The sequence below is a fragment of the Hafnia sp. CBA7124 genome, from assembly GCF_002355555.1.
Lineage (GTDB): Bacteria > Pseudomonadota > Gammaproteobacteria > Enterobacterales > Enterobacteriaceae > Hafnia > Hafnia alvei.
Genome location: NZ_AP017469.1, coordinates 3,920,476 through 3,943,986, shown reverse-complemented (window position 1 = coordinate 3,943,986; position 23,511 = coordinate 3,920,476). Strand labels below are relative to the sequence as shown.

The window sequence follows — 23,511 nt, the reverse complement described above, 5'->3', positions numbered from 1 at the left end:
CCTGAATGGGAATTCGTTAGTTTAAGTTAATTAAACCCTGCAGATATAAGTTCATAAATAGTAATGGATGAGAAACAACGGGAGTTCCGGTTAAGGATGAATAACCGGAGCTGCTAGTAAACCAATCATTACCGTCAGCTCCTCCACATCAATGGCTTCTGTTGTAAAAAAACTTCGGCTCAACGTTTACCTGTCGCTACTCCTTCCTGGGCCTGCCTCTGCGACTGCGGGGTGGTAAAGCGTTCATACCTGCAATAACCCCTCGTGACTTCTGCTCAGATTTGGCTAAGTAACTGATTACGTGTAGTGGTTTAATAATCCCGTACACCTCATGAGTCCGCTAAAGTAGCGATAAACAATGAGGCAGCAAATGACACAGATAAAAAAACCAATCGACAATTTTCATCCGAATTCAAACTGGAAGCCGTTGAGCAGGTCGTGAAACATCATCTGCGCGTGGTGGATATTGCCCGTGCTCTGGAGCTTGACCCCAGCCAACTGCGCCGTTGGATAAGACAATATAAAGCTGAAATAGCAGGAGTGACTCTGCTGGGTACCGTGGCTATGACGCCTGAGCAGCGTGAAACCCAGCAACTGAAGGCCCGGATAAAACAGTTGGAAATGGAAAAAGAAATACTAAAGCAGGCGGCCGTGCTGATAAGCGAGTTCCCGTTCAAACCTGCGCACTAATCACACGGTTGAGCCAAAAGTGGCCGGTGGCAGAGTTGTGTCGGTTGCTAAAAATATCGCGCAGTAGCTACTACGCCAGCCTTCACAAAACCGTGGATGTCAGACGGCTGAAGCTTCGCAGTCGTGTGCGCGAACTGCATGCTGAAAGTCGTGGCAGTGCGGGAAGCAGAACGCTGAGCACGCTGTTACGTCAGGAAAAAATGAATGTGGGGCGGTGGCTGGCGCGGCGATTGATGAAAGAATGTGGTCTGGTCAGTTGTCAGCCAGGTGAGCACCGCTACCGGGTGTGTAAAGAAGAAAGTGCCGCTTCATCGAACCTGCTGAAACGAGCCTTCAGCCCGGAGATGCCCAATCAAGCGTGGTGTGGTGACATCAGTTACCTGCGCATAAATGGCGGGTGGTGTTATCTGGCGGTGGTGATGGAGCTGAATTCACGGCGGGTAGTGGGGTCGGCCATCTCAGGCTCCCCGGATGCAGGGCTGGTGTGCAGGGTAATGAGAAATGCGCTGGAAAGTCGGCAGCCCAAGGGGCGATTACTGTTCCATAGCGATCAGGGAAGTCAGTACAGCAGTAAGATGTTCAGGCAGTTAGTGTGGAGAGATGGCGTCATACAGAGCATGAGTCGTCGGGGAAACTGCTGGGATAATGCACCGATGGAGCGGTTCTTTAGAAGTCTGAAGAGCGAATGGGTACCTTGCAGGGGCTACAGGGATATAAATGAGGCGATAATAGATTTAAGCAGATGGGTGAGTTATTACAACACTCGCCGGCCCCACACTCATAACGGAGGCTTATCACCCTGCGAATATGAACACCAACGGAAAAGGGCTAACAAAGTGTCCTGAGTTAGTTGACCACTACACTGGACGCTTGAAGACCTTGTCCGGACGCTTGTTGAGAACTATGAGCAAGTTGATATTGAGACCAAACTTTTGTTTCCTCTGAAGAAAACATTCTTACCTGCTTAGTTCTTGTCTTGGCCGCCATATTGGTATTGTTCTGATATGGCTCTGTACCCGCGGGCAGTGTCTGATTTTTATACGAATTTTCGTTTGTGGGTACAAGTGCGGGTACAAACTATAAGTGTTAATAATAAATCATATTGAAATCAGATTGTTGATTGGTATGTTCGAGTCCGACCTTCGCAATAGTCTGAAAATCAAGTCATTTAAAGATCATGCCGGTCAGCTTACGTGACTGGCATCAGGCGTCTGGGCTATTTTCACTGCCTCTAAATAATCCTCAATCCATTGAGCATCTTGCTTAATGAAGCAGACCATCACCCTAATTGCTGTAGCGTAAAAACCGAAGCTATCACGCTGGCCGCAGCGTTGAGAAAAATAGGGTAACCAGCTTAAAAGATGTTGTTTTAGGAATTGGCTCTGTTGTTCTAATCCTTCTGCCGTATCGCTGTTTTTTGTTATCAGAACCTCCATTAGCGCGAGCTGGATGGCGAGATGATCGGGGGCTTCGTTGTTTTGTGGTGCAAGCTCATAACGAACCAGCCATTGCTGCATGATTTTGCGCGCTTCATGCGAGGTGGTGTGCGGGTAGTGTCCCGCATAAGGTGAAACGCCAGCAGGAGGGGGAATTAAAAACAATGAAGCGAAATCCGCAGCGAGCTCAAGCTGGCGATCTTTGCGTTTTAATGCCGTGCGTAGACGGAGCTGGAACTGTTGTACGTCCAACCACAGTTCTGGAATAGACTTCAGCGCCCTAAGTCGCGCCTGAGTATCGTTATCCCGCATATGGATGAGTGCCTCTTCAGTCAGTTCCTGATAAAGAATTTGAGCGAACCAGCGATAAATACTGGCCCGTTGCCGGGCCATCTCATTAAGCAGTGGCATGAGTTTCCTCTTTACCGGTGGTGAGTTGTATTTCATGCGGCCCTCCAAATCCTGTCACGTTAGGCAGTTCGCCCTTGTAACGTTCTACCTGCACTAGCGCGGTGTGGGCAGAGGGGCCTTGCGACAGGCTGGATGTGCCAATATCTGCGCTCAGGACATTCGGATCACCATAGGTACATAATGTGCCGCTCTTGCCGCCTTCCTTCGGGGAATACCATGCCCCTTCGTGAATACGAACCACGCCCGGTGCATAATCTGGGCTTATTACTACGCCTGCCAGAACCTGTCCGCGAGCGTTAAATACGCGCGCAACATCACCGTTTTTGAGCCCTCGGGTTTTAGCATCTTCCGGACTGATATATAGCGGCTCGCGATTTGCGACGGTGTAGGTTTTACGAAAGCTATCGCTTGAGCAAATTTGTGAATGCAGGCGCTTGTCGGGATGACACGATTGCAGATGTAAAGGATGCTGCTCAGCACCGTGGCCTCCGTGGTTACGTTCAAAAGGCTCCATCCATACTGGGTGCCCAGGGCAATCTTGGTAATGAAAGTCGGCAATAGTTTTGCTGTAGATTTCAATCAGGCCAGACGGGGTTCCTAACGGGTTGAGATCGGGCTGATCGCGAAAATCGCCGTGGCGTACCCAGGGCTTACCCGCTGGATATTCAATATAACCTTCACCATTCCAGAAGGTGTCAAAATCAGGCATGGTTACACCGATGGCGGCCCCCTGCGTAACACCTTCTTCATAAATGGCTTTTATCCATTCCATCTCACTGCGTTTTTCGCTGTACACCTCATCACGACCAAAGCGTTTACATAAATCAGTGAATACATCAAAGTCATGACGAGCTTCATATTGCGGTTTCACGATCTGACGAATCGCCATCAGCCCTTTATTGGAGTGTGTACCAAATTGCTCGATATCGTTTCGTTCATAACGTGTGGTGACGGGGAGTACGATATCGGCAAAACGACACGACGCCGTCCACTGATGATCCAGCACTACCACAGTTTCTAGTTTTTTCCACGCCTCGATCATACGGTTGCGATCCTGCTGTGCGTGGAAGGGGTTGGCCGCACTATAAATAGCCATTTTAATGTCGGGATAGGTAATGGTTGTACCGTTGAACTCGACCTTTTTTCCCGGTGAAAGTAGGCAATCGACGATACGCGAAACAGGGATCTGTTCTGAAGCACCTCGGAAGTCGGCGGCATGGATCGGGGCTGGGGGATTGTTAATACTGCCCAAACCGGATAACACAGGCCCAAGAGAGGTTACGGTACCACCGCCATTGTAATGCCAGCCAAATCCCACGCCGCCGCCCGGTAGGCCAATTTGTCCTACCATGCTGGCTAGCACCACCAGCATCCAGGGGTATTGTTCCCCGTGATGCATACGTTGTGCACACCAGCCCCCCATAAACTGAGTTCGCCCTTTGACCAGCAACCGGGCGAAATCACGAATGTTTTCAGCGCTCAGCCCGCATATTTTTGCTGCCCATTCAGGATTTTTAGGCTGGTTATCGTGCTCTCCTAACAGGTAGGGAAGGAACTGTTCAAAGCCCACGCAGTAATCTTTGATGAATGCAGAGTCATAGAGCTTTTCTTGATACAGCGTCCAAGCCACGCCTAACATCAGTGCGACGTCAGTCTGTGGGTTGAGCGCTAATTGCTCACAGCCTAGATAGTTCTGCGTTTTACTGCGCACAGGATCGACGCTGATAACACGCATTTTACCCTGTGCCACGCGCTCTTTAATCTGTTGCCAATAATCAAATGGCTGATGATCGGGAACCAGGTATTCGATTTGTAGGTTTTTGATCGGATCGCAGCCCCAGAGTACGATGGTATTGGTGTTTTCAATGACCAGCGGGAGTGAGGTTTGTTGCTCATACACTTCCAGCGATCCCATCACGTGGGGCAGAATGACCTGGGCTGCCGCAGCCGAATAATCCCCCACCGTGGTGACATAGCTGCCGTGCAGACCCAGCCCACGGTCCATGGCACCACCTGCTTTATGCAGTTTACCGATCATCTGCCAGTCCGCTAGCCCGGTGAACACACCGGATGAGCCAGTCTCTTTTTGTACTCGCTCAAGTTCCTGATACACCAAATCTAACGCCTGATCCCAGCTCACGCGAACAAAACGATTATCGCCACGCTGGCTGCGGTCAGATTTTTCGCGTTGGCGTAGCCAGTCTAAACGCACCATCGGGTAACGCACTCTGGAAGGGTTGTAAACGATTTCCCGCACGGCGTTGAGCATGTCGCATGGATATTTGTCGTGTTTGAAAGGGCGGGTTTCTATCCATTCGCCGTTAACCACTTTGGCTTCAAAAGCGCCAAAGTGCGATCCCGACTGGAGCCATTGCTCAGGCATTTCTCCGGCGGCCCAGACCTTGCCGATCAGAGGGTTGGGGGCCAGAATACTTGCCGCGCCCGTAGCCAGAACACCTGTCATAAACCGGCGACGGGATAGTTTGAAATCATTAAGTTCCATGTCAGTTCCTCGTTTTAATGAGTCGGGTTGTCAGTGGTGTCATTGGCGTGGGTTTGCAGATACTTCAGCAAGGTGCGCTCCTCCTGTGATGTCAGGCGATAGTAGGCTGACATCGCTTTTAATCCTGCAATCCAACCATTGGCATTAAAACGGGTCGTTGGAGGAACGCTGTGACAGGCGCTACAGGTGGACTGGAACATCTGGTCGGCATATTGCCAAACGGGTTCAATGCTGGCTGAGAATCCTTCTGAAGATGTCCAGGCAACAACGCTAATTTGCTGCCATTCCTGATGAGAGTCTGGATCAATCTGGGTCTTCAGAATTTTTACTGCTGGTAGCAATGATGGATCTAGCACGGCGGCAAATACCCGTTTACCCGGATATTGCGTTATCACGCGGCCACGTCCCACGCTTTCGCGCCAGCCAACGATCTGGATCTCTACCTGATCATCGAGTTTTTTCAGTACGGTAACCTGAGTCGCTGGCATCAAAAGGGCTTTTCCGGCCGGAGATGAAGCTGTGGCGGTGATGGCTTTTTCACCTAAGGTATACAGCGTGCTCTCGTCTGGTAAGGATGCACTTTGCCGCTGCAGCTTTTCATACTGGACCCGGAAACCATTGCTCATATTCGGCTTGTGGTGCGCAATTCCCTTATGGCAATCAATACAGTTACTGTCTTTCAGTGCCGCTGGCGTCATTTGCATCGCGGCGTTGGATGACTGTTTTGTGTGATCCATCGCGCCATAGCTATGGCAGGATTTGCAGGCGGCAGAGCGGTTCTCGGTCATCCTTGTCCATTCCCGCTGCGCAAGCTCCGCGCGTTTGCTTTGGAACTTCTCAGGCGTATCAATCGAAGGGGAGATAAATTCGTGATAGATATCGTTTAGCGCTTCCGTTTTGCGCACCAGCGTGGGGATAACGCCCGGTGGGATATGGCAATCCTTACATTCGGCCCTTACGCCCGAGGCGTTTTTAAAATGAATGCTTTGCTCATATTCCTGACCCACCGTACTCATGGTATGGCAGGACAAACAGAATTCTGTTGAGCTGGTTTGGTGGACTCCCTGCCAGCCTCCCCAGATAACGACCAACATAGCGAGTGCCCCGGCAGCAACTAGCCAGAGTGATTTTTTGCGTATCAACGACATTATCAAGTTGCCTCAATTCTTGTAATTTTGCCGTTAAATTAAAGGAGAAACGATCGGACGCATTAGATACGGCCGCGGTGTGTCATAGGGCCAGCTGGCTCAGCATGCGTAGCGTCAAATACTGATCTGGGATGTTGACGTAGAGTGTGCAAATTGATTCTGGCAGTCTCTAAGAGGTAGGTTATTTTGATATGGGATATCGAGCTTGATAAAACCTGTGGTATGCCTCTGCAATCACAAATCTTCCAATACTATTATCAAGCAATCACGCTTGGTGAATGTGTCGCGGGCGATATGCTGCCATCCATACGTATGTTGGCTGGAAAATTACAGATAGCGCGAATTACGGTCGTGCTCGCGTATGAAAAATTGATATCTGGCGGCTATATTAAAAGCCGTCCGGGTATTGGTTATCAGGTCATATTTGATAGACCCATAGAGATGGCGCTTCAGGAAATACCTTATTCCATAGGGCCTGAACCAACTGGGTTAATCGCCGCGGAGGTTCCGGGGGATTTATATAACCAGCCAACGGCTGAGCTTTATTGTCGGATGAGTATTCCCGATCCTAATGCGTTCCCTTGGTCAAGCTGGCGGAAATGGAATAACGCCCCTTCATACCTCAAAGAGCAATTAGCAACGCGCTATCACTCTCCGCAAGGATTGCTTTCTCTGCGTCAGGAGATTGTGCGCTATTTACGCTTGTCGCGCGCAATTAATACCCAGCCGGAAAATATTATTATCACAAATGGTACACAGGAAGGGCTGTCGTTATTAACTCAGCTTTTCGTACTTAATCAGGCCAGAATCAATCTTTCACGTTGCCATATAGTCACAGAATCGCCATGTTATTCAGGAGCCTGGCATTCGTTCAATTATTACGGTGCACAGGTCACCGCGGTAGATGTCGATGAGCAAGGGATATGTGTTTCCCGAATGCCTGAGTGTTCAACCCAACTTTGTTATGTCACTCCTTCACATCAGTATCCGCTGGGGAGCAAGCTTTCACTCTCTCGGAGAAAAAAATTATTACTTTGGGCACAACGCGTAGGGGCTTATATCATCGAGGATGATTATGATGCCGTTTTCTCATGGGAGGAAAAGCCGCTACCTGCGCTGAAGTCGATGGACAGTTGTGACCGGGTTATCTATGCCGGAACGTTTTCCAAAACTCTGGGGCCGGGTATTCGTTTAGGATATCTGGTTTGCCCAGATTCGATTCTTGAATCGGTGCAAAGTATGAAGGCGCTAAATAACAGTGGGAGTAACTGGTTATTCCAGCAGTTCCTCGCTGAGTTTATGCATAATCAGGTTTTTTATACCCATTTAAGTAAATTATCCTGTGTTTATGAAGAACGTCAGCGCTTATTACACGAAGGTTTACTACGTTTGTTTCCTGAAGGGAAAATATGGGGACATGCGGCAGGGTTACACTTAACGCTAATCACACCGCTTTCCGTTGAGTTTATTCAAACGTTACGCCAGCGTTGTTTGCGCGCAGGTGTGCGCTTTGACACGTTAAATGAGATGGCTAATGGCTCTGAATGTCTATGGCAGCAAATGAATAACCAGTCGGTGATACTCTTTGGGTTTGGAAGTTTGAATTTACAGCAGTTACAAAAAGTACTTACCGTTATTGAGCAGGAAATGAATAGCCTACGGGCCGAAGGGGTGTCAATAAATGCCGTTGCTTAAGGAAATAAGTCTCAGATAAACATAAAAAATATGCTTACGAGTGCTAGTTTTTGTATCGGTGAAAAAATATTCGTGCTTGGCGATAGAGAATCAAGGATACCCGCCAACGACGAGCCAATATGACCGTGTTCATAGGGTGCTCGCTAATCCTCACCTACCTTGTGAGAGTCGAAATAGCGTCTCACTGCTATTATTGATACGTTCTATTTAAGAGTATCGAAACATTTAACCCGCGGAGAAGTGTGATCCGCATTAGAAAAAGTTTTAAGATAGATCTTTCCCCAACTGTTACTGCAACAGTGAAATTCGCGTAAGGCTCTCGCTATGTGTGTGAACACGCTCGAAAAACATGCCCCTTTCGGTACGTTGTTAGGTTATGCCCCCGGTGGCGTAGCGATTTACTCCTCGGATTATGACTCCCTTGAAAACCTTGACCAGATGGATGATGCGGCATTCCGTCACTATCTGGACAAAGAGTACATGGGGTATAAGTGGCAGTGCGTCGAGTTTGCCCGCCGCTTCCTTTATCTCAACTACGGCACCGTGTTTACCGACGTGCGTATGGCCTACGATATTTTTTCGCTGCGCTATCTGCGTCAGGTCGTGAACGATAATATTCTGCCGCTACAGGCATTTGCCAACGGCTGCGAGCGCTTGCCGGTGGCGGGTTCTTTGCTGATTTGGCAGCAGGGCGGTGAGTTTGAGCATACGGGGCACGTCGCGATTATCACCCAAGTGTTGGAAGACCGCATCCGCGTAGCTGAGCAGAACGTGATCCACCATCCGTTGCCCGCAGGGCAGCAGTGGACGCGTGAATTGCCACTGGTGTGCCAAGACGGCAAATACGTGATTCAGGATACCTTCGACGACACCGAAATATTGGGCTGGATGACCCAAACCGCTGACGATAGTTTTAGCCTGCCGCAGCCGCAGATCCCTGCGCCGTATCTGGCTATCCACAGCGAGCGCGTAGAAAATCGCGGCCAGTTTAGCGGCGCTTGGTTGAACGAGCAGGATCCGTTGCAGCATACCTACGTGCAGGCCAACGGCGGTCATACGCTAAACGCCGATCCTTACCGCTATTTCACAATCTCACGCAGCGCGGAACAAGAGCTTATTCGTGCCACCAATGAGCTGCATCTGATGTATCTGCATGCCACGGATAAAGTGCTGAAAGATGACAATCTGCTAGCACTGTTTGATATCCCTGAAGCGCTGTGGCCGCGTCTGCGTCTGTCTTGGCAGCGTCGTCGTCATCATATGATCACTGGTCGTCTTGATTTCTGTATGGATGAGCGCGGGCTTAAAGTCTATGAATACAACGCGGATTCCGCGTCGTGCCACGCTGAAACAGGGCTGATTCTAGGCCAATGGGCTGAGCAGGCCGGAGACGTTCTCGGCGGCGATCCGGGTGAGCATTTGCTGGATGCGTTGGCGAATACCTGGAAGCACAGCGACGCCAGCCCATTCGTTCATATCCTGCAAGATCATGATGCTGAAGAGAGCTATCACGCGCAGTTTATGCAGCGCGCATTAGCTAAAGCCGGTTTTGAAAGCAAAATTCTGCACGGTTTAGACGAGCTGCACTGGGATGCGTCTGGTCAGTTGGTAGATGGCGATCATCGCCCTGTAAACTGTGTGTGGAAAACGTGGGCATGGGAAACCGCGCTCGATCAGCTGCGTGAAGAGAGCGAAGCGGAGCACTCGGCGCTGCCCATTCGTACCGGACATCCGGAAAACAGCGTTCGCTTGATCGACGTGTTGCTTCGTCCTGAAGTGATGGTCTTTGAGCCGCTGTGGACGGTGATCCCAAGCAATAAAGCTATTTTGCCGGTGCTATGGTCGCTGTTCCCGCACCATCGTTATCTGTTAGACGCTGACTTTGAGTTAAACGCAGAGCTGGAGCAAAGCGGCTATGCGGTGAAACCGATTGCTGGACGCTGCGGTAACAACATCGGTTTGATCAGCCATGAAGATCAGGTGCTGGATGAAACTTCCGGTAAGTTCTCCGAACAGAAAAATATCTACCAGCAGCTGTGGTGTCTGCCTGAAGTGGCGGGGCGTTATATTCAGCTGTGTGCGTTTACCGTTGGCGGTCATTACGGCGGTGTATGCGTGCGTTCAGAGACGGGCTTAGTGATTAAGAAAGAAAGCGATATCGATCCGCTGCGGGTGATTGATGATAAAGATTTTATCCGCTAATTAACGCTAAAAACTGACGTTATCGGCGTGCCATACCTGTGTGTGGCGCGCCGTTTTTCGTTATGCGATCAGTTAAGCAACGCTTAACTGATTTCCCCTCTCGACTTATTCAACATTATCCTTGACCAATGACAAGGCAGCCCCACGCTTAGCTTCTTTATAATCGAGCCCGTTTTTCTTCTCACTGGTGTGAAAGCATGGCTTATCAACTCAATCTTAACTGGCCCGAATTTCTTGAAAAATACTGGCAAAAACAGCCAGTTGTATTAAAAAATGCCTTCCCGAACTTTGTTGATCCTATCACGCCGGATGAGCTGGCGGGTTTGGCGATGGAGCCGGAAGTCGATAGCCGTTTGGTTAGCCATAAAAATGGTGAGTGGCAGGCCAGCAACGGGCCTTTCGAAGATTTTGATGGCTTGGGCGAAACCGGCTGGTCGTTACTGGCTCAGGCCGTTAACCACTGGCATGCGCCATCTGCTGAGCTGGTACGTCCGTTCCGTGTGTTGCCGGACTGGCGTTTAGACGATCTGATGATTTCCTTCTCCGTGCCGGGCGGCGGCGTTGGGCCACATATCGATCAGTACGATGTCTTTATCATTCAAGGTATGGGCAGCCGTCGTTGGCGCGTGGGCGATAAATTGCCGATGCGTCAGTTCTGTCCACATCCAGCGCTGTTGCACGTTGATCCGTTCGAACCAATCATCGATGAAGATCTCGAGCCGGGCGATATTTTGTATATTCCACCGGGCTTCCCGCACGATGGTTTCACCCATGAAACCGCGATGAACTACTCCGTTGGCTTCCGTGGGCCAAACGGCAGAGATTTAATCAGCAGCTTTGCTGACTATGCGCTGGAAAACGATCTGGGTGGCGAGCACTACAGCGATCCTGATTTGACCTGCCGCGATCACGTGGGCCGCATTGAAGATTATGAAGTTGACCGCCTGCGCGGGATGATGATCGAGATGCTGAATCAGCCAGAAGATTTCAAACAGTGGCTGGGTCGTTTTGCGACTACGCCGCGTCATGAACTGGATATCGCGCCTGCGGAACCGGCTTATGAGCCTGATGAAATTCTTGATGCGCTGCTGGGCGACGAAGTTTTAACCCGCTTAAGCGGTCTGCGCGTGCTGAACATTGGCGATAGCTTCTTTGTTAACAGCGAACCAATGAAAGCGGTTGAACCAAAAGCCGCCGATGCGCTGTGTCGTTACACCAGCGTAGGCAAAAAAGAGCTGGGTGATGCGCTGAACAATCCGGCCTTTGTGGCTGAGCTGACTGATTTAGTGAATCAGGGCTATTGGTATTTTGATGAGTATTAATCGTTTTCCTTGATACTCAAATCATTCTAAAAGGGATAGCGATGGCTATCCCTTTTTTCTATCTGCTATTCAGCACTATCCGCATTTTTCATTTGAAATAGGCGGTTGTTGGCCTGTTCATACAGTTCGAACATCACTGGAATCACGTGTGCAGAGGCTTTCAGCCATGCGCCAATCTGCCCAAGACTTTCTTGGGGAATTTGGTTTCCACTTTCTAGTGATTCACTCAAATACAATAACCCATGACACAGCCCTTCAGCTGATTCGGCGGCAATTCCGCTGAGATCGTACAGCTGCGTGTCGCTGAACTGTTCGAATGACAAATCGGAAATCAGGGAACGGAAAACGGTGATGGAGTTGTCGCTTGGCGCTTGGTTTAATAAGTTCATGACGATATTTCCTACTAGAGTTTATTTATCGCCATTACCAAAGGTTCCAAAGTTTGGTGATGGCACAGGCAGGTTTGGAACCCCGGCCTCTAGCACCCGGTTAACCTTGCGGTTTCCCCACCTGCGCCACCAAATGAAGTGTGCACGTCGGTGCTGAAAAAGTACAAGCTTTTTCAGGGCTAAAAGTTTTAGGGTTCCAAGCCTAGCTACGGATTTTGCCGCAGCCAGATGAATATATGCCTGAGATTTTGCCAATGAAATAGGCTGGATGGATTTACAGGAATTTGTAGTTAAATATGGAATCGTGTTCGCAAGAAACGAGGAGAAAAGCCTAAGCAAAGTGGTTCATAATAGTTGCCTATAAGGAGAGCTCATTTATGGAAAAAAAATTGTTTAATGATTTGCTTAGCAGCATTAATGAAATGGTTGCTATCGAAAAGGGTGAGACGGCAGTAAATCCAGAAAATGTACACCGCCACGCGATCCCAGATGTGAAATCAATTCGCAAAAGTATCGGCCTGAATCAGGCTGAGTTTGCAAAAATGATTGGGGCGAGCTCAGCAACGATACAAAGCTGGGAACTAAATCGCCGAGTGCCGAGTGGTATAGCGCTAAGAATGCTATGTCTAATAGAAAGAAATCCGAAAGTAGTTCAAACACTGAGAGCTATTTAGGTTTCATCAAGCCTTCGAACGCCAAATGGATAATTAATCCCTTCAAGGGCCGCATCCCCCGCAGCCCTTAGTCATCTCTACCGTTATTTAATATGCGCCGCAAAGCCGGTTAATTCGGGGGCGATATCGGGTTTCAGCGTTAGTTCTGGGATCGTGTAATCACCGCCGTTTTGCTGGCGGAAAGCGATGGGCGCTGTGCTCCATAAAGTATCGAGGCGCTGGCCTAATTTTTCACAGATTGTTGCATAGCTGTCTGGGTTAACCTTGCTGGTGTGGTAAATCACAAATGGCGGTAGTACGTCGAATCCCGGGTAGTGCAAGATACCGTGGTGGATAGGGAACAAAATATCGTCGATTGGGCCATTAATACCGCGTGCGCTGTAATGTGGCTGCCAGCCACCGGCGGTGACCATCAGCATAGCGCGTTTGCCTGCCAGTGTGCCTTCGCCGTAGCGGTCGCCCCAATGGCTATCATTATGTTCGCCCACGCCATAGGCAAAACCATAGGCGTATACGCGTTCCACCCAGCCTTTCATGATGGCGGGCATAGAAAACCACCACAGTGGGAACTGGAAAATAACCGTATCAGCCCACAGTAGCTTGCTCTGTTCAAGGGCAATATCATCGCTTTGTAGGCCGTTTGTGAACGCGTGCTGTGAGTCGAGAGAAGCATCGAAATAGGTTTCATCAAGTCGATTTTTGCTGTCATTTGCGTCTAACGCTGCTTTCCAGTCCATAGCGTATAAGTCTGAAATCTGTACTTCATGCCCCGCATTTTGCAGGTGTTGGATGGTAAAGTTTTTTAATGAACCGTTCAGTGATTTAGGTTCGGGATGGGCATAAACAAGAAGTACTTTCATTGTGGCTATCTCAGTCGTTATCTCAAAAATAAAGAGATAGCAGGGTAGAATTTTGTCATATTCATGAGAAATGAATTTCTGATATCTCAGGTATTACTATGAGTAATCTTCGTCGGCTGGATCTGAACTTGTTGGTGACGCTCGATGCGTTGCTGACCGAGCACAATGTGACGCGTGTTGCTGAAAAGCTTAATTTTTCTCAGCCTTCAATCAGCGTGCATCTGTCTAAACTGCGCGATATTTTTGACGATCCTTTGTTGCTGCCGGGGCCACGAGGCATGTTGCCAACGGCGAAAGCTGAGGCACTGCGCGAACCGCTGCGGCAGGCATTGAATGCATTAGAAGGTGTTGTTGCGCCGACCAAACCGTTTGAGCCCGCAACGGCGCAAAATGATTGGACGGTTTCTGCCGCCGACTACGGTGAGTCCACGGTTGTTTTGCCGGTTTTAATCGGCTTACGCGCCGTGGCGCCCAATACGCGGTTATCGGTCATTGAACTGGCGCCCGCTAAAATTGCTAAACAGCTTGAGCAGGGCGAAATCGATATTGCCTTTCACGTAAGCGATGAAGCCGCACCGGAACTTCATCTAAAAAAGCTCTTTTCTGAACGTTATGTGCTGGCTGGGCGGCGAAAGCATCCACAGCTGTCACAGGCTCTAACCCCTGCGCAGTTTTGCGATTTAGAGCATGTTATTGTGTCGCCCAGCGGCGGTGGTTTTTGCGGTGTGACCGATGAGGCTTTAGCGCAGGCGGGGCTTACGCGCCGAGTGGTGCTGTCGGTGCCGCATTTTCTGTTTGTGAAGTCGGTGCTTGCGAGCACGGATTTAGTGGCGATGCTGCCTTTGCGCTTAGCCATCGCTAGTCCCGAACTGCAATATATTGAGCCGCCGATGCCCATTGCTGGATATGAAATGTCGATGCTGTGGCATGAGCGATCTCATCGCGATCCTGCTCACCGCTGGCTGCGAGATTTTATCGTCGAACAGGTACAGAGTGCCGCACTCATCACGGCTCAGAATCAATAATATCAAGGATATAGATATGCCTTTAGAACCTGCAATCGCTGAACTGGTGAACGATTTCATTGCGGCAGGACGGCCATCGCCTCGTCGCCAAACCGTTGCCGAGCGGCGAGCGGGGTATGTGGCCAGCACGATATTGGCGGGCGAAAAAGAGATGCGCGTGGATGTGCGCGACGTGAGTCTTGAAGGGATGACGCTGCGCGTGGTTTCCCCGCAGGGAGCACATGGAAATAGGCCAACGGTGATTTATTACCACGGCGGCTGTTTTGTCAGCGGTGGTTTTGCCACGCATGAAAAGCAGCTGCGGCAGTTGGCCTATCACAGCGGATGCCGAGTGATTGCCATGCAATATCGCTTGGCACCGGAGCACGTCTATCCTGCGGCGCACGATGATGCGCATCATGCGGCAATGCTTGTGTGGCAGCACGCCGATTTTTTAGGCGTGGATCGCGAGCAAATTACGTTGGCGGGCGACAGCGCGGGCGGGCATATTGCGTTAATCACGGCGCTGCGTCTGCGCGATGAGAGCCGTTGGTTGCCGCATAAGCTCTTGCTGATTTACCCAATGCTGGATGCGACGGCCTCTTTTGATAGCTATCAGCGCAACGGCGACGACTATATTATTACCCGCGACACGCTGCTCAGCGGCTACGAAGCTTATTTCCCAGACATCGATCTTAAGCATCCTGACGTCAGCCCGCTATGGCGCAGTGATTTCTCCGGTCTGCCGCCAACGCACATTATTACCGCTGAATACGATCCGCTATGCGATGAAGGCGAGGCGCTGTTCGCACGTCTTACCGAGCAGGGCGTAAGCTGTAGTGCGCAACGCTATCTTGGCGTGATCCACGGATTTTTCCAGCTCGGTGGCGTTAGCCAAACGGCGCGCAATGTGATGAGCGATATTGCCGCTCAGCTTCAAACTGAGCGCTTACAGTTTAATTGAACAGTGGTACAGCACACGGCTGTACCATTGCGCGACGCTACATGCTGTCTAATCTTGCTTTAGCTTCGTTTTTCCAGATTGCGGCCAGTAAATCCAGCTTGCTCAGCGCGTCCAGATCGCTGGCAGATGCGTTGGGGTTGAAGATGATATTTTGCACGCGGCTCAGCGGCCAATCGGCATGAGGGCGCTCAACCAGCATGATGGCATTACCGGCCTGAACTTCCCCCGGCTGTAGAACGCGATAGAACCAGCCGTTGCGTGATTGCTGATGCATAAGCTCCGGCGCGTTTGGGTCATTTAAGCGACCTGCCATGGTGTTACAGGCCACTCTTCCCCAAGAAATTTGTAGCCGTGCTGTGCCAACGCTGAAGGTATCGCCAATGCAGATGGTGTGTTCGGTGATCCCGCGGGTGGCAAAGTTCTCGCCAAAAATTCCGGGGGTTTTAAATAGCTCAGCCTGAGCCGGATAGTGTGAGCGCCAAAAATCATAATGCTCAAGCGCATAGTTCATGACGGCGCATTCAGGATCATCAAAATGCTCTTGGTGTCCCGCTTCGGTTTCAATTCCGTGGGTGCCTACATGAACGCGCCCGTTGGCCGGTTTTTTTAGCTGTGTTCCATCGGCTTGGCGCTGGTTGCATAAAATCACATCGAGAGTGGCGAGCGGTTGCTGTGCGTTCATTTATTACTCCTATATCCATTATCTTGTTGGATATAAATACCGTTAAACCCCCGCGCTTATACGGGGGGATTACTTAGAATTTATATTCGATGCCCGCCCAGTAGTTACGTCCTTCTTCGACGAAACCTTCGGTATAAGCATAAGCGGTATCGAACACGTTATTCACCGAGGCGTTAACGCTGAGGCCTTTTGCAATCTCGTAATCTGCCCGCACATTGGTTACGGCAAATCCGCCCGCTTTTTGGCTGCCATCGCTGTTGCTGTAGCTTGAAGAACGGGCTTCTTCAGAAAGGGTAAGGCTGAGCGGTTGCCATGGCGTATAAGTAACCCAGCCCATGACCGTTTGAGTCGGTAGTCCGGTCACTTTACCAACGTCTTTGTCCTTAACATCGCTATGAATCAGGCTGTAGCTGAGGCCCACTTTTACTTCGTTCAGAATCAGTCCGTTAACACCTAAATCGAGGCCGGTGTAGTCAACGCGTCCGCTATTGCGGTTTTGCACCGTATTGGCATCGATGTTTTGCGTGAGAATGGCGTCGCTAATGCGGTTGTAATAAACGCTCGCTTCATACCCCCAATTTTCGCTGAGATAGCCGGTATAGGTGAGGTCGATACTGCGAGCGCGCTCGGCTTTGAGGTTTGGATTGACCAAGGCCACCTGTCCGAACGCGGGGCGAGATGTGGTGTAGCGCTCTTTCAGCGTAGGGAAACGGCTGCGATCGGAAACCGAGAGCGCAATATCATCACGGTTGTCGAAGTGATATTTCGTCATGGCCTGCCAGTTGAAGGCGTTTTGATTATTGCTGTCGTAGTGGGTAATCGAGCCGTCTTTTTCGTGCTTCATCCCTTCAAGGCTATCTCGCCAGTCGTAGCTTATTCCAGCCACGACGTCCCACTGATCGTCGACAGCCCATTGGTATTCGCTAGAGAGCGACCATGTGCGATCTTTGTAACGATCGTAAGGTGCATTGCGATATCCCTGCTCGCGGTGAACGTCTTCTTTCCAATGAGCGGCGAACGAAAGCTGGTCACGCTCGCGCATATCGGCCGATAGCTGGAGGCCTGCGCCATCGGTGTAATCGTCATAGTGGCTGTAGCTGTCTTTTTTATTTTTCAGATCGCTCAGTGAGTTGTACATCAGCAGGGTGTTTTTAAAGGTATCTCGATAGGCTCGGCTTTTAAGGGTAAAGATATCGCCGAGCTTGGTGGTTCCCTGATAGTAATAACTTTCTTTATCGTATTCCGGCCACTGCCAATATTTCGGTTTTTGATCGCTGGTTCCGGCATACGGTGGGTTCTCTTTTTCACCATCCTGTTTGATATAGGTAAAGGTGTATTCATCATTTTCGCGTGGGGTAAAACCGAGCTTCACAATTCCACGTTTATCGTCAGATTTTGAATTAGTGCGCTTGCCGTCGGTGCCTGCGGTGCGGTTATCTACGCTGTCTGGCAAGCCTACAAATCGTTGTTTTAGCTCGCTGCCGCTGATCTGTAGATAGCCTAAATCGCCTTTCATACCCAGCGAGGCGTTGGTGTCAAAAGCATTGTCTTTGCCGCGCGCCCATCCTTGACGGTAGCTAATGTTACCTTCTAAATCTTTTTTAGGTTTTGTCGTGGTGAGGTTGATTGAGCCCCCCATTTGGTTGGGGCCTTGCAGCAGAGAGGTGTAGCCTTTCGAAACTTCCAACGAAGCCAAATTTGATGTGAGGAAGCGACCTAAATCCAAATTGCCGTCATAGGGAACGTAGATCGGGACGCCATCATAAAAAACGGGAACCTGTCGGTTATCGAACCCACGAACGCGAACCTGTAATTCGTTACGTCCGCCCGATTTTTGCAAGGATACGCCGGGAACCACGCTGAGAGCATCGGCGACGTTGCGCTTATCAAGTTTGGTGATGGTGTCTTGTGTGAGGATCTCGCTGGTGTTTGCCACCGGACTACTCCAAACGGTCATGACATCATCGTCATCGGCAGCCTGAACGTCCATGGCAATGCCGCCTGACATGCATAGAGTTATTGCCGTACATAAAGTTGTTTTTCTCATTTTCATCATTATCCCCAGGATCGATATGTTTATTTTTATATAACGCTTGTGGTGTCGATTGGCAGGCTGTCATTAGCCTGCCAATGTGGAACGCTGTGTTATTTAGTCAGAGGGTCCAAGCCGAACTTTGATGTCTGCCGGTGGCGCGTAATAAGGCGCAGAAGTGACCAGCAGTGAAATGCCGGTTTGCGCAAATTTATCAATGGTCGCGAGAGTAACTCCGCCCGCTAAGGACAGTCGGCAGTGAGGCGAAAATCTCTGTGCATAGGCTTTGAGCGCGACAATGTCATCGGGTGAGAATTTATCGAGTTGCACAATATCGGGCATGCCCAATAACGCCTGTTTAGCTTCATCCACGGTATCGGCTTCGACGATGATGGTTTTTTCCGGTGCCTGCTGGCGTAAGGTCGCAATGATGCTCTGCCAGTTATCGGGGGAGGAGCAAAATCGTCGATGGTTGGTGAACAGCAAAATCGTTTCGCCGCAGCCCGCACGATGAATAATGCCACCTGCGGCGATTACGGCTTGCATGGCGAGTAAGTGGGTGCCTGGAATAGTTTTACGCGTGCAGGCAATTTTTCCCTGTGGTGAATAACGCTGTAGGACCTGACGCATTTGATAGACATAATCAGATACGCCACAGCTCCACTCCAACAGGTTCTGGACGGCTTTCCAGCCCTGATGCAACGCATCGGCGCGGCCTTGGGCGGTGAGCAAACATGCGTCTGCCTCGGCGATCTCGCCGTCGTGGAGGTGCTGCTCAACCTCTAATCCCAGCCGTAAAAGCATACGGCGAGCAGTGTCGATGCCGCTGATACAGCCGCCTTGCCGATGATAAAAGCGCATTGATCCTTTACGCGCACCGATGTTCAGCGCGCGTGTCGTAAGATCTCCGCCCTGTATGTCATCCATCAGCCACTGATCGAGCTGCGCATCAGGGATGAAAATCATAGCGCCCCCTGCGGTGACGTTTTTTTCTCCCAAGAAACTAGCGCCCAATCACGAGTTGGCGAAGCAATGGTTAATCCGTGTTTTTGCTGGTGGGTGTAGTAATCGAAAAGGCGCTGCTGTTCTTCATCATTTAGCGTGCCCAATGACCAACTGGTGCTTTCATAAAAACGCTCGAAAGTATCCGTATTTCCCTGACAGTTTGGCCCGGTGATGAAATCAACGCGGGCATGAATGCCCATCTGGTACAAGACGTTAACCGCGTAGATATAGTTTGGCAGTTCGATGACGGGGCGACCGATAACCCGCTGTACTTCGGCATTGACGAACGAAGGGCTGACGGTGTGGGTGGTGTAAACGCGCAGCCGTGCTTGCTGATGAAGTTTTTGCATGGCTGAGCGTAAATCACCGACCAGCGTTGAGCGCGAGGCAACGGCGATATCGCACTGTGGAAGATCGCTCCAATCATCCTCCCAAGCTCGGCGAAGTAGCGTGACGTTATCGAGCTGCATGGCCTGTGCGCGTTTGGCCGCAACCTCAAGCATCCCCTTGCTGTAATCCACGCCGTAAACATGGCTGAGTTTATGTGCCACATTGAGGCACACCGAACCGGGACCACAGCCCATATCTAGCAAGGTTTCCGCATTGGAAAAATCCATTTTAGCAATGAGCTGAACCAAATAAGCGTCTTGCGGATTGGCGCAGATTACGGCCATTTTCTCAGCGCGCTTATCCCAATGTTCTGGCGCTTTTTCAGTGCGTTGCGCTAGCGCTAACTGTTGTTGGTAGAGTGCAGAAAAGTCGATTTCATCAATCAGCATGTGAGTTCCTTTTTTAGTTTTCATATTCCCAGATGTGCTTCGATTTCCTCTTCACTGACGTGATACAGCTGAGACAATGAAGCGCTATTAAGCATCGCTTTTGGCGTTCCCTGTAATGCCCCGTTCTGTGGGCTGAGGGTCACGATGGTATCGGCCACCGCTTTGGCGTGCATGGGATGATGGGTAGACATCAACAGCGTGATCCCAGCCGTTTTTAGCTGGCGAATACGCTTAAGCAGGGTTATCTGATGGCCAAAATCCAAGCTGGCTGCCGGTTCATCCATCACTAAAAGCGTTGGCTGTTGTACTAGCGCGCGGGCGATTAATACCAGCTGCCGTTCGCCGCCGCTGAGCGTTGGAAAGCTGCGTTGTTCCAAGTGAAGAATACCAAGAGCATCCAGTGCATCTCTGGCGAGCTGGTGATCGCGTTGATGAGGGGAGGAAAATAAGCCCAGATGAGCGCTGCGGCCCATGCTCACCATATCCAGTACGCTGTAAGAAAAAGGGCCACTGTGAGCCTGAGGAACATAAGCAACCTGCTGTGCAAGCTTAGCCGATGACCAATCCTGCAACGGTTTTCCTGCCAAGGTAATATCGCCCTTGAGCACGGGTAATAGCCCAAGCAGCGTCCGCATTAGCGTGGTTTTCCCACAGCCGTTAGCGCCCAGCAGACAACAGATTTCCCCGCGTTGGATGGCAAAATTAATATTCTGCAAAATGGGGCGATCGCGATATCCCAAGGCCACGTGGCTAAATGACACCATGCTCATCCGCGGCCTCCGCGAAGTAACAGCATCAGGAAAAAGGGAGCGCCGATCAGCGCCGTGAGGATCCCCAAAGGCAGCTCGATGGTGAATAGGCTACGGGCCAAGGTATCCGTGAGTAAGAGAAGTAGCCCCCCGCCCAGCATGGAGGCTGGAAATAAACGCTGATAGTTATCGCCGGTGACTAAGCGGCAGATATGCGGAACCACTAAGCCAATCCAGCCAATGATACCGGCGACCGATACCGCGCTTGCCGTGATCAACGTCGCGCAAATGATAAAGATCAGCCGCAGGCGCTTAACATTAACGCCCATGGTTTTGGCTTCATCATCAGGCAAGCTCAGTAGATTCATACGCCAACGCAGCAGCAAAAGCGGCAGCATGCCCAACAATAAAACGGGGATACTGCTGTAGAGATCGTCATGAGTGATGGTAGAAAGGCCGCCTAATAACCAGAAGGTGATCGAAGGGAGCTGAGTGTAGGGATCGGCCAAGATTTTTATCAGCGAAATGACTGCGCCACACAGGGTGCCGATGGCAATGCCAACCAGAACCAGAGAGAGCACCGGATCGTGGCGTTTTGCCATCGAGGCAATCAGACAGGTGAGCGCTACGGCCAGCATACCGCCAACAAAAGCCAACAGCTGAACGATAACGATAGGCAAACCAAGCCACATCGCCACGCACGCGCCCATTCCTGCCCCAGCGGATACTCCCAGAATGTCGGGTGAAACCAGTGGATTACGGAACATTCCTTGATAAGCCGCTCCGGCTGCCGAAAGCGCGGCGCCAATCATTAGAGCAGCTAAAATACGCGGCAGGCGTATTTGCCAGAACACGATAGCAACGCGCGGATCCGCCTGCGTCGTGTCTGAATGCACCAACAGATCTAACAGCTCAGTGGGCGTGAGTGGATATTTGCCAACCAAAAGCGCCAATAGAATGGCAATCAGAATACCGCTGGAAAAAAGAGCCAGATTTTTGGTCAGATTCATTCAGCCTCCAACAAGCGCTGGAGTTGGGTTTGGTTTAAATCCGAATGGTAGAACAGCCGGAAAAACTGCTGGAGGTCATCCATCCAGTTTGCCTGAATCTTGCCATCAAAATGCGCCTGTAGTCGGCGCATCCCTAGCAGGCGATTAATACCCGGTGGTGAATCGAGCCAACCAAAAGGCAAGCCGGAATAACACAAAACCTGACCTTTACGCACCGCCTGAAGGTTTTTCCATAGCCCATTCTGAGTGATGTAGCGATAGGTGTTGGCATCCTGAGTCAGAATAATGTCGGGCTCCCACAGCAATAGTTGCTCGAAAGACACCTGAGCTAAACCATGCTGCGACGGTTCACTAGCCACGTTGATTAGCCCTAACTGCTCTGCGGCTTCCGTATGCAGAGATCCCTGCAAGCCCGTCTCCAACCCTGTGGCGCCGCGTGCGGAATAAAAACGAGGAGGATTACTGCTCAGTTGCGCAAAACGTTCGGCATCTTGCAGAAAACGCTCTGCCAACTGAGCCTGCTTCTCTGCTCTTGATGAAACCCCCAACAGCGCGCCAACCTGACGCAGTTGGCTGGCTGAATCCCGCAATTTCCCATCCACTAAGACGTAGGGCGCGCCAGTCTGTGCTGCGGTTCGCTGCGCAAGGGAGCGGAAGGTTTCATCGGCGCTGCCACAATCAATAATGATGTCAGGAGCCAGCGACACTATCTTTTCGAGGGAAAGCGTACTTGCACGGCCAGATAGACGCCCTAACTTTGGCAGTTTTCGAATGGTATCGGAAAGAAACTCACTGCCGGAAACTGAGAAATCAAACGAGGATAATCCCAGCAGCATCTCGGGCGCTAGCGCGAGCAATAAGAGATCGGCGGGAGCCCCCGCGCTCAATACGCGATGTGCTTTTTGTGGCGATGGCAAAGTACCGAAAGGGACTAAAAGGGCGTCAGCGGCGTGGGTAGCAAAAGGGCTGACCGATAAAGCTGCGCCAGAAAGCAAATACCCAATCAGCTTACGACGAGTGATATCCATGTCATAACCAGAAGTTTTTTCGTTATATAATTATTTATATAATGAATTGGCAAAAACCCATAGTCAAGCTATGGGATTAGGTAAAGCGAAGAGGTGTGATCTAGGCGGTGGCTTAACAAAAATGAGAAAAGGAAGACTGTAGTGGTTGGCTTTGAGTCACAAAAAACAGTAGGGAAAGGGAGGTAGTAGACCTCCCTTTAACGGTTCATTTCTACTTTCTTTGTGATTTAGACAGCATCCATTTCCACTTCTGCTCCTGATTCAGCTCTGAAGGAGGAACCGGAATCAGCATTCTAGGCATTGATTCTGAGTCATTTTCTTCGCCATCAACGTTAACCGCGTTTTTAATTCGTTCGGCAATGTGATCGTCGATATGATCCACTTGGATCATGCGCTGACACTGACAGCCTCTGCCTTCTAGCTGATTTGGAACGGTTTTGGTTTGGCAGTCAATCTCATCAACGGCAGAAAGGATATAAGAGACAAGGTTTATGGCTTTGCACGGCGTGAGATCAAACTGCTCGGCAATCTCTCGCGAGCTTATCCAACGTTGTTGTTGCATTGCCCAACGCGCCACGGACAAATACAAAGGCTCTGGTACGTATTCTCTACACATAGGCTCACCTTTAAATTAAAGCAATTTTTTATCAGATTAGCATTTGTTTACCATATAAATGGATGGGCTCAAATATATGCGATCATATTCACATTTATAATCATGATTTGATCTGAATATACCTATCTAATGACGCCTTCGCTATGTATTTTATTTTATTTGTTGCGAAGGATTGTAACCGCAATTATTGTTGTTTTATTGTAGTGATAATGTTTTGTTGCTGTATGGTGTTAATTTATTTTTGTGATTGAGAATATGTTTATAAAGGCGAATTTTTTGATTTAAAATAATAAACAACATAATTAATTTGAT

20 protein-coding genes and 1 pseudogene are annotated in these 23,511 nt (G+C 50.1%); 8 read left to right on the top strand and 13 right to left on the bottom strand.

Translation table 11 applies throughout. The features are described 5' to 3' along the window. Positions 1-351: 351 nt before the first annotated feature. A protein-coding gene (locus CPY98_RS17975) for an IS3 family transposase (protein ID WP_096388549.1) occupies positions 352-1,535 on the top strand; the annotation gives its coding sequence in 2 pieces (ribosomal slippage) (positions 352-637 and positions 637-1,535; 1,185 coding nt in all). An 18-nt stretch (positions 1,536-1,553) separates the two neighbouring features. Further along, a pseudogene (locus CPY98_RS17970) lies at positions 1,554-1,658 on the top strand (restriction endonuclease); the annotation flags it as partial. A gap of 216 nt (positions 1,659-1,874) precedes the next feature. On the opposite strand, the gene torD reads toward CPY98_RS17970, so the two are convergent. Genes torD through torC form a run of 3 tightly spaced genes read right to left on the bottom strand, consistent with a single transcriptional unit; the run spans position 1,875 to position 6,188 of the window. Further along, positions 1,875-2,537, bottom strand: a complete 663-nt coding sequence (torD, locus tag CPY98_RS17965; RefSeq protein WP_096388548.1) for a molecular chaperone TorD — start codon at positions 2,535-2,537, stop codon at positions 1,875-1,877. Further along, positions 2,524-5,040 (bottom strand): trimethylamine-N-oxide reductase TorA, encoded by a 2,517-nt coding sequence (torA, locus tag CPY98_RS17960; RefSeq protein WP_096388547.1) that lies wholly within the window; start codon positions 5,038-5,040, stop codon positions 2,524-2,526. The genes torD and torA overlap by 14 nt, the downstream gene beginning before the upstream one ends. 14 nt (positions 5,041-5,054) lie before the next feature. Continuing rightward, entirely contained in the window at positions 5,055-6,188 is a 1,134-nt protein-coding gene (torC, locus tag CPY98_RS17955; RefSeq protein ID WP_096388546.1) for a pentaheme c-type cytochrome TorC, read from the bottom strand. Between the two features lie 189 nt (positions 6,189-6,377). Between torC and CPY98_RS17950 the strand changes: the two genes are divergently transcribed. The 3 genes from CPY98_RS17950 (at position 6,378) to CPY98_RS17940 (ending at position 11,407) form a co-directional block, all read left to right on the top strand. Next, positions 6,378-7,883 (top strand): PLP-dependent aminotransferase family protein, encoded by a 1,506-nt coding sequence (locus tag CPY98_RS17950; RefSeq protein WP_096388776.1) that lies wholly within the window; start codon positions 6,378-6,380, stop codon positions 7,881-7,883. Between the two features lie 324 nt (positions 7,884-8,207). Next, positions 8,208-10,085: a bifunctional glutathionylspermidine amidase/synthase gene (gss, locus tag CPY98_RS17945; protein WP_043489094.1), complete on the top strand. Its 1,878-nt coding sequence runs from the start codon at positions 8,208-8,210 to the stop codon at positions 10,083-10,085. A gap of 197 nt (positions 10,086-10,282) precedes the next feature. After that, a complete protein-coding gene (locus tag CPY98_RS17940) occupies positions 10,283-11,407 on the top strand; it encodes a cupin domain-containing protein (protein ID WP_043489096.1) in 1,125 nt (374 codons plus the stop codon). 65 nt (positions 11,408-11,472) lie between these two features. Here CPY98_RS17940 and CPY98_RS17935 read toward each other — a convergent pair whose 3' ends face one another. Then, positions 11,473-11,796, bottom strand: coding sequence for a hypothetical protein (locus CPY98_RS17935; protein ID WP_096388545.1), 324 nt, complete (start codon positions 11,794-11,796; stop codon positions 11,473-11,475). A 377-nt stretch (positions 11,797-12,173) separates the two neighbouring features. On the opposite strand from CPY98_RS17935, the gene nadS reads away from it, so the two are divergent. Continuing rightward, on the top strand, positions 12,174-12,470 hold the full coding sequence (gene nadS, locus CPY98_RS17930) for a NadS family protein (protein WP_096388544.1): 297 nt from the start codon (positions 12,174-12,176) through the stop codon (positions 12,468-12,470). 83 nt (positions 12,471-12,553) lie between these two features. On the opposite strand, the gene CPY98_RS17925 is transcribed toward nadS, so the two are convergent. Beyond that, the gene (locus CPY98_RS17925; RefSeq protein WP_096388543.1) at positions 12,554-13,330 is read right to left on the bottom strand and encodes an NAD(P)H-dependent oxidoreductase; all 777 of its coding nucleotides are present in this window, start codon (positions 13,328-13,330) and stop codon (positions 12,554-12,556) included. Positions 13,331-13,428: 98 nt separating this feature from the next. Between CPY98_RS17925 and CPY98_RS17920 the strand changes: the two genes are divergently transcribed. Continuing rightward, positions 13,429-14,355 carry a LysR substrate-binding domain-containing protein gene (locus tag CPY98_RS17920; protein ID WP_043489102.1) on the top strand — a complete coding sequence of 309 codons (927 nt, stop codon included), beginning with the start codon at positions 13,429-13,431 and terminating at the stop codon, positions 14,353-14,355. Positions 14,356-14,371: 16 nt separating this feature from the next. Then, positions 14,372-15,298, top strand: a complete 927-nt coding sequence (locus tag CPY98_RS17915) for an alpha/beta hydrolase (RefSeq protein WP_096388542.1) — start codon at positions 14,372-14,374, stop codon at positions 15,296-15,298. 37 nt (positions 15,299-15,335) lie between these two features. On the opposite strand, the gene CPY98_RS17910 is transcribed toward CPY98_RS17915, so the two are convergent. The 8 genes from CPY98_RS17910 to caiF form a co-directional block, all read right to left on the bottom strand. Continuing rightward, positions 15,336-15,980 carry an MOSC domain-containing protein gene (locus CPY98_RS17910; protein ID WP_096388541.1) on the bottom strand — a complete coding sequence of 215 codons (645 nt, stop codon included), beginning with the start codon at positions 15,978-15,980 and terminating at the stop codon, positions 15,336-15,338. Between the two features lie 73 nt (positions 15,981-16,053). Further along, the gene (locus CPY98_RS17905; RefSeq protein WP_096388540.1) at positions 16,054-18,033 is read right to left on the bottom strand and encodes a TonB-dependent siderophore receptor; all 1,980 of its coding nucleotides are present in this window, start codon (positions 18,031-18,033) and stop codon (positions 16,054-16,056) included. Between the two features lie 96 nt (positions 18,034-18,129). After that, positions 18,130-18,978 (bottom strand): ModD protein, encoded by an 849-nt coding sequence (modD, locus tag CPY98_RS17900; protein WP_096388539.1) that lies wholly within the window; start codon positions 18,976-18,978, stop codon positions 18,130-18,132. Then, complete coding sequence (locus CPY98_RS17895) at positions 18,975-19,796, bottom strand: class I SAM-dependent methyltransferase (protein WP_043489110.1); 822 nt, start codon at positions 19,794-19,796, stop codon at positions 18,975-18,977. The genes modD and CPY98_RS17895 overlap by 4 nt, the downstream gene beginning before the upstream one ends. 20 nt (positions 19,797-19,816) lie before the next feature. Continuing rightward, on the bottom strand, positions 19,817-20,566 hold the full coding sequence (locus CPY98_RS17890; protein ID WP_043489112.1) for an ABC transporter ATP-binding protein: 750 nt from the start codon (positions 20,564-20,566) through the stop codon (positions 19,817-19,819). After that, positions 20,563-21,555 (bottom strand): iron ABC transporter permease, encoded by a 993-nt coding sequence (locus CPY98_RS17885; RefSeq protein ID WP_043489114.1) that lies wholly within the window; start codon positions 21,553-21,555, stop codon positions 20,563-20,565. Before CPY98_RS17885 ends, CPY98_RS17890 begins: the two co-directional genes overlap by 4 nt. After that, positions 21,552-22,583, bottom strand: coding sequence for an ABC transporter substrate-binding protein (locus CPY98_RS17880; RefSeq protein ID WP_096388538.1), 1,032 nt, complete (start codon positions 22,581-22,583; stop codon positions 21,552-21,554). Before CPY98_RS17880 ends, CPY98_RS17885 begins: the two co-directional genes overlap by 4 nt. A 211-nt stretch (positions 22,584-22,794) precedes the next feature. Beyond that, positions 22,795-23,199 carry a carnitine metabolism transcriptional regulator CaiF gene (gene caiF / locus CPY98_RS17875; protein WP_025798306.1) on the bottom strand — a complete coding sequence of 135 codons (405 nt, stop codon included), beginning with the start codon at positions 23,197-23,199 and terminating at the stop codon, positions 22,795-22,797. Positions 23,200-23,511: the final 312 nt, after the last annotated feature.